The sequence below is a fragment of the Microvirga lotononidis genome (assembly GCF_034627025.1).
Lineage (GTDB): Bacteria > Pseudomonadota > Alphaproteobacteria > Rhizobiales > Beijerinckiaceae > Microvirga > Microvirga lotononidis.
In genome coordinates, this window is the sequence record NZ_CP141048.1 from 1,581,934 (window position 1) to 1,599,625 (window position 17,692).

Genomic DNA, 17,692 nt, shown 5'->3' on the forward strand with positions numbered 1-17,692 from the left:
AGCGATGGTGAATGGACTGGCCCTCATGCCCGAGCAGGACCTTTTGCAAGCCGCATGGATCGTGACGCTTCCCGACCACCAGTCGACGGAGCGCTTCGCGCGGATCCTGGCCGAAGAACTGAAACCGGGGGATCTCGTGACCCTGTCGGGCGGCCTCGGCGCCGGCAAGACCACGCTGGCCCGCGCCCTGGTGCGGATTCTGGCGGGCGATCCGGAGCTCGAGGTTCCAAGCCCCACCTTCACACTGATGCAGGTCTATGACGGCCAGCAGCCCCCTATTGTCCACGCGGATTTCTACCGTCTCTCCGGCGGCTACGAACTCGCGGAGCTGGGCTGGGACGAAATGACGGAGAACGCCATCGCCCTCGTCGAATGGCCGGAGCGCGCCGACGACGCGCTCAACCCCGAGCATCTCGACATCCGGCTCGATTTCGCACCCGGCAGCCAGGGCCGCGGCCGCCTTGCGATGCTCACCGGAACCGGCACCTTCGCGTCGCGGCTCCAGCGCATGAAGGCCTATCGCGGCCTCGTCGAGCGCTGCGGCTGGGGCGATGCAAAGCGCCAGCCCATGCAGAGCGACGCCTCCGTGATCCGCTCCTACGAGCGCCTCGTGAAGCCCGACGGCTCGACCGCGCTGCTGATGATCTCGCCCCCGCGTCCGGTCGGCCCCGCCGTGCGGCGCGGCAAGCCCTACACGACCATCGCGAAGCTCGCCGAGACGGTGCATGCCTTCGTGGCGATGGACAAGGGACTGCGCGCCCTCGGCTTCAGCGCGCCCTACATCTACGGCGAGGATCTCGATGCGGGCCTTCTCCTCATCGAGGATCTCGGCTCGGAGCCCTTCACCGACGCCAAGGGGCCGATCCCGGAGCGCTACGCGGAGGCGACCCGCGTCCTGGCGCAGCTCCACGGCCAGACCCTGCCGCAGGTGCTCCCCGTGGCCGATGGCATCGACCATGCCATTCCGCCCTACGACCTCGAAGCGCTCCTCATCGAGGTGGAGCTTCTGCTCGACTGGTACGTGCCCCACATCATCGGCACGCAGCTCTCGGGCTCGGCGCGGGCGGAGTTCGTCAATCTCTGGACCGAGACCCTGGGCGAGGTTCTCGCCGCCCCGGCCACCTGGACCCTGCGCGACTATCACTCGCCCAACCTGATCTGGCTGCCCAAGCGCGACGGCCTGCAGCGGGTCGGCATGATCGACTTCCAGGATGCGGTGCTGGGCTCTCCGGCCTACGACGTCGCGTCGCTCCTGCAGGACGCGCGCGTGACCGTGCCGCCCGAGCTCGAACTGAAGCTCATCGGCCTCTATGCCCGCGACCGGAAGGCCGCCGATCCCGATTTCGACGTGTCGGCCTTCGCCCGCGCCTATGCGATCATGGCGGGCCAGCGCGCCACCAAGATCCTCGGTATCTTCGCCCGCCTCGACCGGCGCGACGGCAAACCGCATTACCTCAAGCATCTGCCGCGGATCGAGGCCTATCTCATCCGCAACCTCGCCCATCCGGCCCTGGGCAAGCTCAAGGTCTGGTACGAAAACTATCTGCCGAGGCTCATCCCGCAGGCGGATGAACTCCCTCCCGAATCCTGAGCAGCCCCTTGTCCCAGACCTCAACGCGCGCGCCGCACAAAGCCATCGTCCTCGCCGCAGGCTTAGGCAAGCGCATGCTGCCGATCACCGCCACCCTGCCGAAGCCCCTCGTGAAGGTGGCGGGACAAAGCCTCATCGACTTCGCTCTCGACCGGCTGGACGAGGCCGGCATCGACACGGTGGTGGTGAACGTGCACCACTTCGCCGACATGCTCGAAGCGCATCTGCGCACCCGTGAATTCCCGCGCATCGTCATCTCGGACGAGCGCGGCGAGCTTCTGGAAACCGGCGGCGGCGTGAAGAAGGCCCTGCCGCTTCTGGGCGAAGAGCCCTTCATCACCTTCAACTCCGATTCGCTCTGGATCGAGGGCAAAGAGCCGAATCTGAAGCGTCTCGTGGCGGCCTGGGACCCGGACCGGATGGACATCCTCATGCTCGTGGCGCCGTTATCCACAAGCATCGGATTCGAAGGCCGGGGCGATTTTCATAGGGACGAGAGCGGCCGCCTGCGCCGCCGCGGAACGGACCCGAGCGCTCCTTTCGCCTATGCGGGCGTCGCCATCGTGAAGCCGGAACTCGTTCACGGGACGCCCGATGGAGCGTTCTCGGCCAACACCTTCTACGACCGCGCCATCGCGAAGGAGCGTCTCTACGGCTTGTGCATGGAGGGGCAATGGCTGCATGTTGGGGAGCCTCAGGCGATTACCGAGGCCGAACAATGCCTCGCCGCCAGCAAGCGATGAGGTTTTCGAGTGCCGAGCATGACCCGGAACCATGGGAGCCGGTTTTCCGAACCGGTCATGCATGACTCGCGGACCTCGCCGCGCGTCTTTTCGATTCCTCCCGGTTGCGCCTTCCTGCCGACCCTGGTGGATGCACTGTTCGACGGCCATCTCGTCGGCCCCTTGCCGGATGATCCCGCGGCGCTGTCCGACATCACGATCTATGTTCCCAACCGCCGCGCCACCCGGGCGCTGATCGCGCTGCTTGCCGAGCGCGGCGCAGGCCGGGCGCAGCTTCTGCCGCGGATCGTGCCTTTGGGCGAGACCGACGAGGCCGAGTTCGAGCTGACGGGCCTGGAGGGCACGCCGCTCCAGGAAGCCGCGAGCCTCAAGCCCCCGATCCCACCCCTGGAGCGGCGCCTCATCCTCACCCGCCTCGTGCAGCGCTGGTCGGCGGAGGTGGACCGCGCGCTGCTGCAGCTCGGCCCCGAAGTGCCCTTCATGGTGCCGGCCTCGCCGGCCGACGCGGTGAACCTCGCGGGCGATCTCGAAACCCTGATGGATGCCTTCACGACGGAAGGCATCGACTGGCACGCCCTCGAAGGGGCGGTGGATTCCGACTACTCGACCTATTTCGAGATCACGCGCCATTTCGTGCAGATCGCGAGCGAGAACTGGCCCCGGATCCTGGCCGAGCGCCAGGCGAGCGATCCGGCGCAGCGGCGCAACGCGCTCCTCGACGCCGAGGCCCGGCGCCTGACCCGCGAGCGGCCCGCGCATCCGATCATCGTCGCGGGATCGACCGGCTCCGTGCCGGCGACCGCGCATCTGATGGGCGTGATCGCACGCCTGCCCAAAGGCGCCGTCGTGCTGCCGGGGCTCGACACGGTTCTCGACGAGGAGAGCTGGTCCACCATCGGGGGTGTCGGCGACGATGAGACCGATCCGGTGCACGGGCATCCGCAGGCCTCCTTGCGCCGCCTCCTGGACAAGCATCTGCGCATCCCACGCTCGGATGTCACCGTTCTCGGCGCAGTGCCCGAAGCCGCGCAAGCCCGTAACCACCTGCTCTCCGAAGCCCTGCGTCCGGCCGACACCACGGATCGCTGGTCGCTGATCCTCCCTGAGGATCGCATGTCCTTGAGCGCGCGCGGCTGCGAAGGGCTTTCCATCATCGAGGCGATGGACGAGCGCGAGGAGGCGCTTTCCATCGCCATCGCGCTGCGCGAAACCCTGGCGCATCCGCACAAGACCGCAGCCCTCGTCACGCCGGACCGCGCACTCGCCACGCGCGTGACGGCGGAGCTCGCCCGCTGGGGCCTGAGCGTCGAGGATTCGGCCGGCATTCCGCTCTCCGACACGCCCGCCGGACGCCTCGCGCGCATGGCCGCGGAAGCGGCCGCCGACGATCTGCGGCCCGTGCGCCTCCTGGCGCTGCTCGCGCACCCGATGGTGCGCCTCGGCCTGTCCCGCGAAACGATCGAGCATGCGTCGAGCGTGCTCGAAATCGGCGTGCTGCGCGGGCCCGCTCCCGCGCTCGGCATCGAGGGCATGCGCGCGGCACTCGCCAGCCGCCGCGCCGGGAACGATCATCGCACGCCCCGCCCGCGCAAGCGCCTGACGGAGGCCGATTGGGACCTCGCCGACGACCTGCTGCAGCGCCTCGGCGTCGCCTTCGAGACCTTCACGCCGGCCGCGCACGGCGAAGGGCGCCTCGACCTCATGTCCCTCGTGGAGCATCACCGCCGCGCCGTCGAGCTGCTCTGGGCCGGCCCCGACGACGAACCGGCGGAGCAGGACGACGATTCCTCGAAGGAAGCGCTCGCGGCCTTGTTCGACGATCTCGAACATTCCGACATCCGCGCGGAGGAAGGCCATCCCCTCGCGGGCCGCTTCGTCGATTACCCGACCTTCTTCACGGCGCTCGCCAAGCAGCGTTCCTTGAGCCCTTCGCCGCGTGCCACGCACCGGCGCCTGAAGATCCTCGGCCTTCTCGAAGCGCGTCTGCTCTCCGTCGACCGCGTGGTGCTCGGCGGACTGGACGAGGGCTCCTGGCCGCCGCGCACGGTGACGGACGCGTTCCTCAACCGGCCCATGCGCTCGCGCGTCGGCCTGATGCCGCCGGAACGGCGCATCGGCCAGACGGCGCACGATTTCGTGCAGGCGCTCGGCACGCACGACGTGGTGATCACCCGCGCGCACAAGCGCGACGGCTCGCCCATGGTGCCCTCGCGCTTCCTGCAGCGCCTGAAGGCCTTCACCGGCAAGGACGTCTGGGAGCGCATGACGAAGGCCGGCGAATATTACCGCCGCCTCGCGCGCACCCTCGACACGCCGGAGCCCGCGCCGTCGCTGCCGCGCCCGCGTCCGAAGCCCGATCCGGCGCTTTTCCCGCGCTCCTTGAGCGTCACGGAGATCGAGACGCTCGTGCGCGATCCCTATTCGATCTTCGCGCGCCACATCCTCAAGCTCGACGCGCTCGATGCGATCGCCGTGACGCCGAGCGCCGCGGATCGCGGCACGATCATCCACGACGTGCTGGGCACGTTCGCCGAGCAATACCCGAAGGCGATGCCGGCCCACGCGCAGGAAATCCTGCTCGCGCTCGGCACGGACGCCTTCGCCGACATCGCCGAGGCCTATCCCGAACTCTATGCGGAATGGTGGCCGCGCTTCACCAGGCTCGCCACCGAATTCGTCGTGTGGGAGCAGGCCCGCCGCCCCGACCTCGTCGAGGTCTACGCGGAGCGCTCGGGCCGCCTGTCGATCCCGCTGCCCGACGGCACGATCTTCAATTTGCGCGCCCGCGCCGACCGCATCGAGCATCGCCGCGACGGCCGCTTCGCCATCATCGATTTCAAGACCGGCCAGCCTCCCGGCGTGCGCGAGGTCTATGCCGGCTTCTCGCCGCAGCTGACGCTGGAAGCCATGATGCTGATGAAGGGCGCCTTCAAGGGGCTGCCGATGGCGAAGGACACGCCGGATCTTCTCTACGTGCATACGACCGGAGGACGGACCCCCATCGATCCGCGCGAGATCAAGCCGACGGGTAAAGAAGAACGCACCGTGCCGGAGATCGTCGAGGAGCATCGCCGCCGCTTCGAGGGCATGATCGTCCGCTATGCCAAGGGCGAAGCCGCTTACGTCTCGCGGCCCTTCCCGAAATATGCGCGCCGCTTCTCGGAATACGACCATCTGGCGCGCGTGAAGGAATGGTCGCTGGCAAGCGCCGGCGGGGTTGAGGGGTCCGAATGAGCACCGATCTCGTCATCCCGGAATACACCAAGGACGCGCAGCGCCGCGCCGCCAATCCGCGCGCCTCCGCCTGGGTGTCGGCCAATGCGGGCGCGGGCAAGACCAAGGTGCTCACCGACCGCGTCGTGCGTCTCCTGCTCGCAGGCTCGCTGCCCGGCCGCATCCTCTGCCTCACCTTCACCAAGGCGGCCGCCGCCAACATGGCGATCCGCGTGTTCGAGCGCCTCGGCCGCTGGGTCACGCTCGACGAGGAAAGCCTCGTACGGGAGCTGACGGAGCTCGAGGGCGAGAAGCCGACGCGCCAGCAGGTGAAGCTCGCGCGCACGCTCTTCGCCCGGGCGGTGGAAACGCCGGGCGGTCTCAAGATCGACACCATCCACGCCTTCTGCGAGCGGCTTCTGCACCTCGTGCCGTTCGAGGCCAACGTGCCCGCGCGCTTCGCGGTGCTCGACGAGAGCCAGACCGACGAGATGCTGTCCCAGGCCACCGCCAACGTGATGGCCGATGCGGCGAGCGGCAACTTCCCGGCGCTGGCCGAAGCCCTCGACATCATCAGCGTCGATGCGGTGGGCGACGCGCTCGCCGGCGCGATCAACGCGGCCTTGAAGTGCAAGAATTTTCTGCACGATGCGACAGGTCCCGCAAGGCTGCGCCGGGAGCTTGGGCTCGGCGCGGACGAGACGCTCGAGAGCGTCGAGACCGCCATGCTCGAAGGCGGCATCGGGCCGGACGAGTGGCCCGCCATCGCGCAGGAGCTGCTCGCCGGCAAGGCGACCGACCAGAAGCGCGCGGCATCCTTCATCGCCGCCGCCGAGGCGAAGGAGAGGTCGGAGAAACTCGAAAACTATCTGTCGATCTTTCTCACCGATGCCGGCACGCCGCGCAAGGGGTCGGCCTTCCTGACCAAGGATGTCGGCGAGAGCCTGAAGGATCTCCTGCTGCGCGAGCAGGAGCGGGTGTGCTCGCTCATCGACAAGCGCAAGGCCGCCCGCGCAGCCGAGCGCACCGGCGCGCTGTTCACGCTCGCGGCCGAAATCCATGCCCGCGTCGAGCAGGCGAAGATGCGCCTCGGCGCGCTCGACTTTCAGGATCTCATCGACAAGACGCTGGCGCTGCTCTCGCGCGGCGACACGGCCTGGGTGCTCTACAAGCTCGATCGCGGCATCGACCACGTGCTGATCGACGAGGCGCAGGACACGAACCCGGAGCAATGGGAGATCCTGCGCCGGATCACGGAGGATTTCACGTCCGGCGCAGGCGCGGCGGCCTCGCGCGTGCGCACGCTCTTTGCCGTCGGCGATCCCAAGCAGTCGATCTACGGCTTCCAAGGCGCAGCCCCACAGGAATTCGAGACGACGCGCCGGAGCTGGTCGCAGAAGGTGAAGAACGCCGAGCTTCACTTCGAGGACGTGTCGCTCACCATGTCGTTCCGCTCGGGCCGCGCCGTTCTGTCGGCGGTGGACGCCACCTTCGCGGTCGAGGCGAACTTCAAGGGCCTGTCCTTCGAGGACAAGGCGGTCGGCACCGTGCATGAGAGCGCGCGTCCGCACGCACCGGGCCTCGTGGAGATGTGGCCGCTGGAAATGCCCGCCAAGGAGGAGGAGCCCGAGGCCTGGGTGCTGCCCATCGACGAGCCGGAGCAGCATTCGCCGCCCGTGGTCGTCGCGCGCCGCATCGCCCAGGCGGTGAAGTGCTGGACCACCAAGGGCGACGAGACGGGCCGCGTGTGGTCCGCCGGCGACGTGCTCGTGCTGGTGAGGAAGCGTGGCGCGGCGTTCGAGGCGGTGATCCGCGCCCTCAAGGAAGCGGGCGTACCGGTGGCCGGCGCGGACCGGCTCAATATCGGCGAGCACATCGCCGTGCTCGACCTCGTGGCCGCAGGCCGCGCGGCGCTTCTGCCGGACGACGATCTCACGCTCGCCACCGCGCTGAAATCACCCCTCGTCGGACTGACCGACGACGATCTCATCCGCATCGCGGCCGACCGGGCGGACGCGGAATCCCTGCACGCCGCCATGACGCGCCACGCGGAGGCGGGCGACGTGAAGGCGAGGCGCGGCTGCGAGGCGCTCGGCGCATGGCGCGAGCTTGCGCGCGTCCACGGCCCCTTCGGATTCTTCGCCACCCTGCTCGGACCGCGCGGCGGACGCTCGCTGCTCGTGGCGCGGCTGGGCAGCGAGGCGGGCGACGCCATCGACGCCTTCCTGTGCTTCGCCCATCAATCGGAGATGACCGAGACGCCCTCGCTCACGGTCTTCCTCAGCCGGTTCGAATCCGCCTCGCACACGATCAAGCGCGACCTCGATTCCGTGAACAACGAAGTGCGCGTGATGACCGTGCACGGCGCGAAGGGCCTGGAGGCACCCATCGTGGTGCTCATCGACGGCTGCGAGGTGCTGGGGAGAGACCCGCCGCTGCTGCAGCTGCAGAGCGCGACCGGCGGGAAGATCCCGGTCTGGGCGCCCGGCAAGACCTCCGATTCGAGCGTGATGGCACAGGCGCGCGAGCTCCTGCACGCCAAGGGCTACGAGGAGCACAACCGCCTGCTCTACGTCGCCATGACCCGCGCCAAGGACCGGCTGGTGATCGCCCCCTACCGGACGAACGGCAACGAGACCAGGCAGGAAGCCTGGTGCGAGATGATCCGCCACGGGCTCGTCGCCAAGGCCGGCGGCCTGGAGCTGGACAAGGCTCCCTATGGCGAGATCGCCGTCTGGCGCGAAGGCTCGCCGCTGGCGCGCACGCTGGCGGCGGAATCCGACGTTCCCCCGCTCGATCCCATCGCGGTGCCGGGCTGGCTGACCACGGCGGCGGCACCGGAGCCCGAGCCCCTGCCTCCGATCCGACCCTCCAGCGCACTCGGCGCCGCCGACCGGATGACGCGGCCCGGCGACGGTCCCTATGCGCCCGAGGCCCGCTTACGCGGCACCCTGGTCCATGCCCTGCTGGAGCGCCTGCCCGCGCTCGCGCCCGAGCATCGGGAGGGCATGGCCCGCACCTACATCAAGGCCCGCGCCCCGCGTCTTCCCCAGGACCTGCGCGAAGCGATCCTGACCAACGCCCTCGGGGTTCTCGACCACCCGGACCTGAAACCCCTTTTCGGCCAGGGCTCGCGGGCCGAGGCGCCCATCGCCGGGCGGGTGCTCACAGTTGAGGGCGAGATCCTGGTGTCGGGCCAGATCGACCGGCTGGCCGTGCTCGACAGCGACGTGCTGGTGGCCGATTTCAAGACCACCGCGCGGGCCCCGAAGCCGGGCCAGCCGCCGCCGCGCTCCTATGTGGCGCAGTTGGCCCTCTACCGGACGCTCCTCGCCGAGATCTACCCGGAGAAGCGCATCCGCACCTTCCTGATCTGGACCTCCGGGCCCGTGATCCACGAGCTCCTGGAACCCGAGCTTGAATCCGCACTTACCCTCATCAAAGCGGCGTGAGGGACGGGCCCCTTGCTTGATTCCCTCAAGCCGGGTTCTTACCTTGGCCCTATAGCCGAGCGGCTCGAAGCCGAGTCGCGCTCAAGTCAAAGGTGATCTGATGGCAACCGTAAAGGTGACCGACTCAAGCTTCGCGCAGGATGTCCTGCAATCCTCCGAGCCCGTCGTGGTCGACTTCTGGGCGGAATGGTGCGGCCCCTGCCGCATGATCGGCCCGGCCCTGGAAGAGATTTCCAACGAGATGGCCGGCAAGGTGAAGATCGCCAAGCTCAACGTGGACGAGAACCCGCAGATCTCCTCCCAGCTCGGCATCCGGTCGATCCCGGCGCTGATGGTCTTCAAGGACGGCAAGGTCGTCGCCCAGAAGGTCGGCGCCGCCCCCAAGGGCGAGCTGTCCCGCTGGATCCAGGCCTCGGCCTGATCGAACGGACATTCTGGAATCATGGGGAGGGGCCGAAAGGCCCCTTTTCTGTTGTCCGTTGGTGTAAAGCGCGACCTGCCCTCTCCCCCCTTGTGGGGGGAGAGTTGTCAGAGGGGGGCTGGCGCTGGACTGGTTCGAGGATGGCGCTCACACCCCCCTCCCTAGAGCTGTTTCCACTCACGTGGAATCATCTCTCTTCTTTGCCGGCCGCATTTTTGACGGTGAACCGGATCCACTTCACCGAAAAATGCTCTAGCCCTCCCCCGCAAGGGGGGAACACCCGCGCCATATTTGGCATGCGTGTCCGTCATAGATGAATGTTCCGCCCTTATTCCGGCAGGGTCCCGTTGGCCGCCAGCACCTCGCCGGCGAGATAGAGCGAGCCGCAGATCAGGATGCGGGGCGGGTGGTCCCAGACGTAATTGTGGAGGGAAGCAAGGGCCGATTCGACGCTTGCAGCCGTCGAGGTGGTGAGCCCGACGCTCGACGCGATGGCCGCGACCTCCTCGGCCGGCCGCGCGGCGATCTGGCCTGCGATCGGCACCGCGATCACCTCGCGGGCGAGCCCGGAGAAGTTCTTGAAGAAGGCCTGGCTGTCCTTGGTGCCGAGCATGCCGGTGATGAGCACGAGGGGCGCGTCCGAGCGCTCGCTCCGATCCGCCATTGCGGCCGCAAGCACCCGTCCGCCGTCGGGATTGTGCCCGCCGTCGAGCCAGAGCTCGCAGCCCTGCGGGGCGATCTCCGGCAGGCGGCCCCGGTTGAGGCGCTGCAGGCGGCCCGGCCATTCGGCGCGGGTGAGACCCGCCTCGAAGGCCGAGGTCTCGAACCTCTCGAACCCGGCGGCGCGCAGGGCCGCGATCGCCGTGCCCGCATTGGTGAACTGGTGCCGCCCGATGAGCCGGGGACGCGGCAGGTCGAGAAGCCCCTTCTCGTCCTGGTAGACGAGGCGTCCGCCCTCCTCGTGCACGGAGAAATCCTGCTGGCCGACGAGGAGCGGCGACGCGCCGATCCGCTCGGCCTCGTCGCGCAGGGTCTGGTCGGCTTCCGCGTAATCCTGCGGCGCGATGATGGCCGGGCAGCCGCGTTTGAAGATGCCGGCCTTCTCCCGGGCGATGGCCTGCAGGGTCGTACCGAGATATTCCGCGTGGTCGTGGCCGATGGGCGTGACGACGGCGGCGGCCGGCCGGTCGATGACGTTGGTAGCGTCGAAACGGCCTCCCAGGCCGACCTCGAGCAGGAGCACGTCGGCGGGCTCCTCCGCGAAGATGAGCAGGGCCGCGGCGGTCGTGATCTCGAACACGGTGATGGGCTCGCCCGCGTTCACCGCCTCGCAGCGGCGGAAGGCTTCGACGAGCCTCTCCTCGCTCACATAGCGACCGCCGCCGCCGAGCCGGCCCAGGCGGATACGCTCGTGGAAGCGCACGAGATGGGGCGAGGTATAGACGTGAACGGAAAGCCCGGCGCTTTCCAGGATCGCCCGCATGAACGCGATGGTCGAGCCCTTGCCGTTGGTGCCGGCCACATGGATGACCGGCGGCAGGCGGCGCTCCGGATGGCCGAGCTGCGCCAGAAGCCGCTGGATGCGCCCGAGCGAAAGATCGATGGTCTTCGGGTGCAGGGCGAGAAAGCGCGCGATCAGCGCATCGGAGGATTCCATCACCCTGGTCTCGTTTACTCGGCGGCCGCGGCCGTGATCTCGGCGTTCACTGGCACGGGAACCGCCACGGAGCTGACGGCCGGCGCCTTGGTGAAGAGGCGCGACAGGCGGGCCACCGTCTCCTTCAGGTCGTGCCGGTGCACGACCGCGTCCACCATGCCGTGCTCCTTCAGGTACTCGGAGCGCTGAAAACCGTCGGGCAGCTTCTCTCGGATGGTCTGCTCGATGACGCGCGGGCCGGCGAAGCCGATGAGCGCGCCGGGCTCGGCCAGGTGCACGTCGCCGAGCATGGCATAGGAAGCCGTCACGCCGCCCGTGGTCGGGTTGGTGAGCACGACGATGTAGGGCAGCTTCGCATCGCGCAGGCGGCGGATCGCCACCGTGGTGCGGGGCATCTGCATGAGGGACAGGATGCCCTCCTGCATGCGCGCGCCGCCGGAGCCGGCGAAGAGCACGTAGGGCGTCTTCTTGTCGAGCGCCGTCTCGGCGCCCTTGATGAAGGCCTCGCCGGCCGCCATGCCGAGCGAACCGCCCATGAAGCCGAAATCCTGCACCGCGATGGTCATTGGCAGTTCCGCGACCCGGCCGAAGCCGACCTTGAACGCGTCCTGCTGGCCGGTCTTGGTGCGGGCATCCTTCAGGCGGTCGATGTAGCGCTTCTCGTCACGGAATTTCAGCGGATCGACGGCCACTTCCGGCAGGGCCACGTCGAGCCAAGTGGCGCCGTCGAACATGAGCTGGAGGCGCTGGGTGGCGGAAATCCGCATGTGGTGGTTGGAGCCGGGGATCACCCACTGGTTCGCCTCCACGTCCTTGTGGAACACGACCTGCCCGGTCTCCGGGCACTTGATCCAGAGATTGTCCGGCGTCTCGCGCTTGAAGAGCGTCTTGATCTTCGGACGGACGACTTCGGAAATCCAGTTCATCGCTTCAATCCTCTCGTCATGGCCGAGCCTGACCCGGCCATCCACGTCTGACCACGCTGGAGGCGTGGATGCCTGCCACGGCAGGCATGACGTGCCTTATGTATTAGGCCGCCGCGCGTTTTGCCACCGAGCGCACGCCCTCGCTTAATTCCTTCACCAGCTTCGTGACCGCCTCGACCGAACCTGCCGTTGCGCGATCCTGGCCATCGAGGGTGCCCTTCAGCGCGTCGATGAGGGCCGAGCCGACCACAACGCCGTCGGCTCCTTCAGCCACCGCCGCCGCATGGGCGCCGCTTTTCACGCCGAAGCCCACCACCACCGGCAGGGGCGTATGGCGCTTGATCCGCTCCACGGCCGTCGCGACCTTGCCGAAATCGGGCGTCGCCGCGCCGGTGATGCCGGTGATGGACACGTAATAGACGAAGCCTGCCGTGTTGCTCAGCACCGTCGGCAGACGCTTGTCGTCCGTGGTCGGCGTGGCAAGCCGGATGAAGGCGAGCCCGGCCTTGAGGGCCGGCAGGCACAGTTCGTCGTCCTCTTCCGGCGGCAGATCGACCACGATCAGGCCGTCGACGCCGGCTTCCCTGGCGTCGACGAGGAAGCGGTCGACGCCGTAGACGAAGATCGGGTTGAAATAGCCCATGAGGATCACGGGCGTGTCCTGGTCCTCGGCCCGGAAGCGACGGATGAGGTCGAGGGTCTTGACCGTGTCCTGGCCCATCTTCAGTGCACGCAGGCCCGCCGCCTGGATCGCCGGACCGTCGGCCATCGGATCGGTGAAGGGCAGTCCGAACTCGACGATGTCGGCTCCCGCCTTGGGCAGGCTCTTCAGGATCGCGAGCGAGGTCTCGGGATCCGGGTCGCCGGCCATGACATAGGTGACGAGAGCGGCGCGGCCTTCCGCGCGGCATTGTTCGAAACGGGCTTCGATGCGCTTTGTCATGGGCGGGTCTTTAGCATGGAGATCGAGGAATGACACTGAGCGCTTTTAGACGATCTGGTTGCCCAGGTGCTCGGCGATCTGGAACAGGTCCTTGTCGCCGCGGCCGCTGATATTGACCACCATCAGGTGATCCTTGGGCTTCTGCGGGGCCAGTTCCATGACCTTGGCGAGAGCGTGGCTGGGCTCCAGGGCGGGCAGGATGCCCTCGAGCCGCGAGCAGAGCTGGAAGGCCTCCAGGGCCTCCTCGTCGGTGGCGGAGATGTAGGTCACCCGGCCCATCTCGTGCAGCCAGGCGTGCTCGGGCCCGATGCCGGGATAGTCGAGACCGGCCGAGATGGAATGCGCGTCCTGGATCTGGCCGTCATGGTCCATGAGCAGATAGGTGCGGTTGCCGTGGAGCACGCCCGGGCGGCCGCCGGAGAGCGAGGCCGCATGCAGCTTGTCCAGGCCGTGGCCGGCCGCCTCGACGCCGTAGATCTCGATGTCCTTGTCGTCGAGGAACGGATGGAACAGCCCGATGGCGTTGGAGCCGCCGCCGATGCAGGCGACGAGCGAATCCGGCAGGCGGCCTTCCGCCTGCATCATCTGCTCGCGCGTCTCGTTGCCGATCACGCACTGGAAGTCGCGCACCATGGCCGGATAGGGATGCGGACCCGCCACCGTGCCGATGCAGTAGAAGGTGTCGGACACGTTGGTGACCCAGTCGCGCAGGGCCTCGTTCATGGCGTCCTTGAGGGTCTTCGTGCCCGACTGCACCGGCACGACCTTGGCGCCGAGCATGTTCATGCGGAACACGTTGGGCTTCTGCCGCTCCACGTCGACCGCGCCCATATAGACCACGCAGTCCAGGCCGAAGCGCGCGCAGAGCGTCGCGGTGGCGACCCCGTGCTGGCCGGCGCCGGTCTCGGCGATGATGCGCTTCTTGCCCATGCGGCGGGCGAGAAGGATCTGGCCCAGCACGTTGTTCACCTTGTGCGCGCCGGTATGGTTCAGCTCTTCGCGCTTGAAGTAGATCTTTGCTCCACCGAGATGCTCGGTCATACGCTCGGCGAAATAGAGCGGGCTGGGGCGGCCGATGTAATGGGTCGAGTAGCTCGCCATGTCGGCGTGAAAGGCCGGGTCGTTCCGCGCCTCCTCGTAGGCCTTTTCCAGCTCGAGGATGTTCGGCATCAGGGTCTCGGCCACGAAGCGGCCGCCGAACTGGCCGAAATGCCCGCGCTCGTCGGGTCCGGTGCGGAAGGAATTGGGTTGAGCTTGAGCTGACACGGCCTGTCCTGCCTTGAAGATCTTGAAGGCACGCCCTGGTATAAGGACGCGCGTCTTGAATTTAGTGATGGGCAGCCGCGAATGCCGTCCGGGCGGCCCTGATGAAGGCCTCGATCCTGGCCGGATCCTTGAGACCCGGTCCGCTTTCCACCCCGGACGACACGTCGACGGCCTGCGGCTTCGTGAGCCGGATCGCCTCCGCCACGTTGTCGGGGTCGAGGCCCCCTGACAGCATGAAGGAAACCTTGCGGTCAAGGCCGTTCAGGAGCCGCCAGTCGAAGGCGATCCCGTTGCCGCCCGGCAGCGCGCCGGCCCTGCGGGGCGGCTTGGCGTCGAGCAGGATGCGGTCGACGCCGCCCGCATAGGGTTGCAGCGCCTGCAGATCGGAGGCTTCTGCGATGCCGAGCGCCTTCATGACCGGGCGTTTGACCATGGTGCGGATTTCGGCGACGCGCTCGGGGCTCTCGCTTCCATGCAGCTGAATCAGGTCAGGGTTGAGCGCCTCGATGGCCTGGGCGACGTCCTCGTCGCCCGGATTGACCAGGAGCACCACGCGCTGGGCGCGGCCCCGGGCCTGCAGGGAGAGCTTATGGCCGAGATCGAGGCTGACGTGACGGGGGCTCTTGGGGAAACGCACGAAACCGACCATGTCCGCGCCTGCGCCGAGGGCGACATCGAGGGTCTCGGGCGTCGAGAGCCCGCAGATTTTGATCAGGTTATCCATAAGGGCTACTTTACAACGCTTTTGGGAGCGAGCGCCACACCAGCATCGCCGCAGCCAGGTCCTCCAGTGCCGCACCGACCGACTTGAAGGCCGTGATGGAGGCCGCATCGCGGGCTGGCGCACTGCGGCACAGCTCCGCGAGCGTGCCCCGGATATGGCTCTCGGCCATCGCGCCGCCCTGGAGCGCCACGGCGACGTCCCCGCCTTCCGTCTTTGCGGCGGGCGTGTCGATATAAACTTGAGCCCGCAGCAAGGCCTCGTCGTCGGCCTCGCGCATCCTGAGATTGAAGGCGCCGACGAGATCGAGATGCGCGCCCGGCTTCAGCCAGGCGCCCTTCACGATGGGCGCCGTCGACAGGGTCGCGCAGGAGACGAGATCGGCCTCGCGCACCGCCGCCTCCAGGTCCGTCACGGCGGTGACCGGCAGGCCCTCCCGGCGCAGCTCGGCGGCGAGCGCCTCGGCCCTGGCGCCGTTGTGGTTCCATAGCGCCACCTCGCGGATCGGCCGCTGGCTCATATGGGCGCGGATCAGGAAGGGTGCGAGGGACCCGGCCCCGACCATCACCATGCGGCTCGCGTCCGCGCGCGCCAGAAACCGGGCCGCCAGGGCCGATGCGGCGGCCGTGCGCCAGACGGTCAGGCGCGTGCCGTCGAGAACCGACACGGGCTGGCCCGTGGCGCCGTCCATCAGCAGGTAGGAGCCCATGACGCTGGGAAGGTTCCTGGCGCCGTTCTCCGGGAACACCGACACGACCTTCACGCCCACAAACCCGTCCTGCGTGGCGGGACCGGTCCAGGACGGCATGAGCAGGAGCGTGCCGTGGGCGCCGGCGCGCTCGATCTCGTGGTGATGGCGCACCGGCGTGACCATGTCGCCGCGAAAGGCCTCGGCCAGGGCATCGATCAGGGCCGGAAAGGTGAGAACCCGATCGATCTCGGCGGATGTCACGACGCGCATGAGGGAATTCTAGAACCTGGGACTGGGAGCGGAGGATACCGTCGCCGGCAGAGTGGTGGCCGGAGGGTTCTGCGTCTTGAGGCGCTCGGTCTCGTAGCGCAGCTGGCGCGTCTCGCGCCGCAGCTGGCGGCGCGACTTGCGGTTCTTGCCCTGCGCGAGCCAGCTCGCCGTGCCGCCGATCACCACGCCGAGCATGACGGCCGCGAAGATCACGGCGAAGAGCGGCAGCCGGGTGGCGAATTCCGGCGCGTCCTGGGAGAACGGATCGAGCGACAGGGTCACCGGCGCGCGGTTCGCGACCGCGAGCAGAACCACCAGGATCGCCACCGGCAGAAGAATGAGCGCCTTCAGAAAGCGAATCACGAACACCTCTCAAGCCATTACTGAGCGGCCGCGGCCTTGAGCACCTTGGGGGCCGGCGCATTGAGCCGCTGACGCATTTCCTTGCCCGTCTTGAAGACGGGAACGACCTTTTCGGAGATGGAAACGGCTTCGCCCGTGCGCGGGTTGCGCCCCGTGCGGGCATCCCGCTTCTTCACCGAGAACGCGCCGAAGCCGCGCAGCTCGACCCGGTCGCCCCTGGCGAGGGCATCGCCAATGGTATCGAGAATCGCGTTCACGATCTTCTCCACATCGCGCTGGTAGAGATGCGGGTTCTGCTCGGCGATCTTGAGCACCAGTTCGGATTTGATCATGGAATGGCTATATCTTTGACGTTGCTTTATTTTTCCGAAGGTTGCCAGACCGCCAGAAGGCCGTCAAGTTGCGCGATCTCCGCATGGGACGATGCGCGGCGCAGGCCGTCCGCCACCCGATCAAAGCCGAAGATGTCGGCCACCGTGGCGCCCATGGCGAAGAGGGAGAGATCCCGGTCGCTCTTCGGCTTCCAGTCGCGAATCGGCAAGTCCTTGGCCACGCCCTTGTTCTGCTCCAGCCAGGCGACCGCATCGCGCTCCGCCCCGATCCTGTCGACGAGCTTCATGGGCACGCCCTGGCGGCCGCTGAACACCTGACCGGTGGAGGCGGCGGCCAGCTCGCTCTCGCTGAGGCGGCGGCGCTCGCGCACCAGGGTCTTGAACCAGTCATAGGTGTCGTTGACCACCAGCTGCATGGCCGCGCGCGCTTCCGGCGAGGTGGGCTTGAAGGGGCTGGGCTCGGCCTTGAGCGGGGTGGATTTCACCTCCTCGAGCTTCACGCCGACCTGGCTCATGAGGCCCGACACGTCGGGGTACTGGAAGAGCACGCCGATGGAGCCGACGATGGAGGTCTCGCGGGCGACGATGTAGTCGGTCGCGATAGCCGTGATGTAGCCGCCCGACGCGGCCGTGCCGTCGACGAAGGTGACGACGGGCTTCTTCTCGGAAAGGCGGCGGATGTTGCGGTAGAGCTCCTCGGACCCGGTCGTGGTGCCGCCGGGGCTGTTGATGGAGATCACCACGCCGGACACCGCGCTCGAATCGCCCACCCGCTGCATCAGGTCGGCGAGGCGCTGGTTGCCGGTGATCACCCCGTCGATGGAGACGCGGGCGATCTGGTTCTGGATCGTCCCGTATCCGGCCCGGTCGGCCGCCGCATAGCCGAGGGCGGCCACGGCCGCGATCAGGCCCAGGAATCCGGCGACGCGCCAGAAGGAGAGCTTGCGGCGCAGACGGCGGCGGTCGGCGATGGCTTCGGCATCGATGGACATCGATTGGGTCTCTTGCTGGTTCCAGATCGGATGAGGAGGGCCGCACCCTAGAGCGGTTCGGATGCTTTTTCTAGGCTGCGGGCACGAATCTGCACCCGCCGAAAAGGCGTC

Annotated in this window: 14 protein-coding genes; 5 read left to right on the forward strand and 9 right to left on the reverse strand. The window is 68.0% G+C overall.

Features of this window, described 5'->3' with window-relative positions; all coding sequences use genetic code 11:
• The first annotated feature begins 4 nt into the window (after nt 1-4).
• From tsaE to trxA, 5 genes are all read left to right on the forward strand, one after another.
• On the forward strand, nt 5-1,591 hold the full coding sequence (tsaE, locus tag U0023_RS07450) for a tRNA (adenosine(37)-N6)-threonylcarbamoyltransferase complex ATPase subunit type 1 TsaE (protein ID WP_009490434.1): 1,587 nt from the start codon (nt 5-7) through the stop codon (nt 1,589-1,591).
• Nucleotides 1,592-1,599: 8 nt separating this feature from the next.
• Nucleotides 1,600-2,334 carry a nucleotidyltransferase family protein gene (locus U0023_RS07455; RefSeq protein WP_009490435.1) on the forward strand — a complete coding sequence of 245 codons (735 nt, stop codon included), beginning with the start codon at nt 1,600-1,602 and terminating at the stop codon, nt 2,332-2,334.
• An 18-nt stretch (nt 2,335-2,352) separates the two neighbouring features.
• A complete protein-coding gene (gene addB / locus U0023_RS07460; protein WP_009490437.1) occupies nt 2,353-5,568 on the forward strand; it encodes a double-strand break repair protein AddB in 3,216 nt (1,071 codons plus the stop codon).
• Nucleotides 5,565-8,999, forward strand: a complete 3,435-nt coding sequence (gene addA, locus U0023_RS07465) for a double-strand break repair helicase AddA (RefSeq protein ID WP_009490439.1) — start codon at nt 5,565-5,567, stop codon at nt 8,997-8,999. The genes addB and addA overlap by 4 nt, the downstream gene beginning before the upstream one ends.
• A 100-nt stretch (nt 9,000-9,099) precedes the next feature.
• Nucleotides 9,100-9,420, forward strand: coding sequence for a thioredoxin (gene trxA, locus U0023_RS07470; protein ID WP_009490441.1), 321 nt, complete (start codon nt 9,100-9,102; stop codon nt 9,418-9,420).
• A 328-nt stretch (nt 9,421-9,748) separates the two neighbouring features.
• Here the strand turns inward: trxA and U0023_RS07475 are convergent, their stop codons facing one another.
• The 9 genes from U0023_RS07475 to sppA all read right to left on the reverse strand — a co-directional run bounded on the left by U0023_RS07475 (nt 9,749) and on the right by sppA (nt 17,581).
• The gene (locus U0023_RS07475; protein WP_009490445.1) at nt 9,749-11,077 is read right to left on the reverse strand and encodes a bifunctional folylpolyglutamate synthase/dihydrofolate synthase; all 1,329 of its coding nucleotides are present in this window, start codon (nt 11,075-11,077) and stop codon (nt 9,749-9,751) included.
• A 14-nt stretch (nt 11,078-11,091) separates the two neighbouring features.
• Nucleotides 11,092-12,003 (reverse strand): acetyl-CoA carboxylase, carboxyltransferase subunit beta, encoded by a 912-nt coding sequence (gene accD / locus U0023_RS07480; protein ID WP_009490447.1) that lies wholly within the window; start codon nt 12,001-12,003, stop codon nt 11,092-11,094.
• Nucleotides 12,004-12,106: 103 nt separating this feature from the next.
• Nucleotides 12,107-12,946: a tryptophan synthase subunit alpha gene (trpA, locus tag U0023_RS07485; RefSeq protein ID WP_009490453.1), complete on the reverse strand. Its 840-nt coding sequence runs from the start codon at nt 12,944-12,946 to the stop codon at nt 12,107-12,109.
• Between the two features lie 45 nt (nt 12,947-12,991).
• On the reverse strand, nt 12,992-14,212 hold the full coding sequence (gene trpB, locus U0023_RS07490; protein WP_009490455.1) for a tryptophan synthase subunit beta: 1,221 nt from the start codon (nt 14,210-14,212) through the stop codon (nt 12,992-12,994).
• A 61-nt stretch (nt 14,213-14,273) separates the two neighbouring features.
• A complete protein-coding gene (locus tag U0023_RS07495; RefSeq protein ID WP_009490457.1) occupies nt 14,274-14,936 on the reverse strand; it encodes a phosphoribosylanthranilate isomerase in 663 nt (220 codons plus the stop codon).
• A 10-nt stretch (nt 14,937-14,946) separates the two neighbouring features.
• Entirely contained in the window at nt 14,947-15,894 is a 948-nt protein-coding gene (lhpI, locus tag U0023_RS07500; protein ID WP_009490459.1) for a bifunctional Delta(1)-pyrroline-2-carboxylate/Delta(1)-piperideine-2-carboxylate reductase, read from the reverse strand.
• A 9-nt stretch (nt 15,895-15,903) separates the two neighbouring features.
• Complete coding sequence (locus tag U0023_RS07505; RefSeq protein ID WP_009490461.1) at nt 15,904-16,257, reverse strand: LapA family protein; 354 nt, start codon at nt 16,255-16,257, stop codon at nt 15,904-15,906.
• A gap of 17 nt (nt 16,258-16,274) precedes the next feature.
• Nucleotides 16,275-16,589: an integration host factor subunit beta gene (ihfB, locus tag U0023_RS07510; RefSeq protein WP_009490463.1), complete on the reverse strand. Its 315-nt coding sequence runs from the start codon at nt 16,587-16,589 to the stop codon at nt 16,275-16,277.
• A gap of 26 nt (nt 16,590-16,615) precedes the next feature.
• Nucleotides 16,616-17,581 (reverse strand): signal peptide peptidase SppA, encoded by a 966-nt coding sequence (sppA, locus tag U0023_RS07515; protein ID WP_009490467.1) that lies wholly within the window; start codon nt 17,579-17,581, stop codon nt 16,616-16,618.
• Between the last annotated feature and the right edge of the window lie 111 nt (nt 17,582-17,692).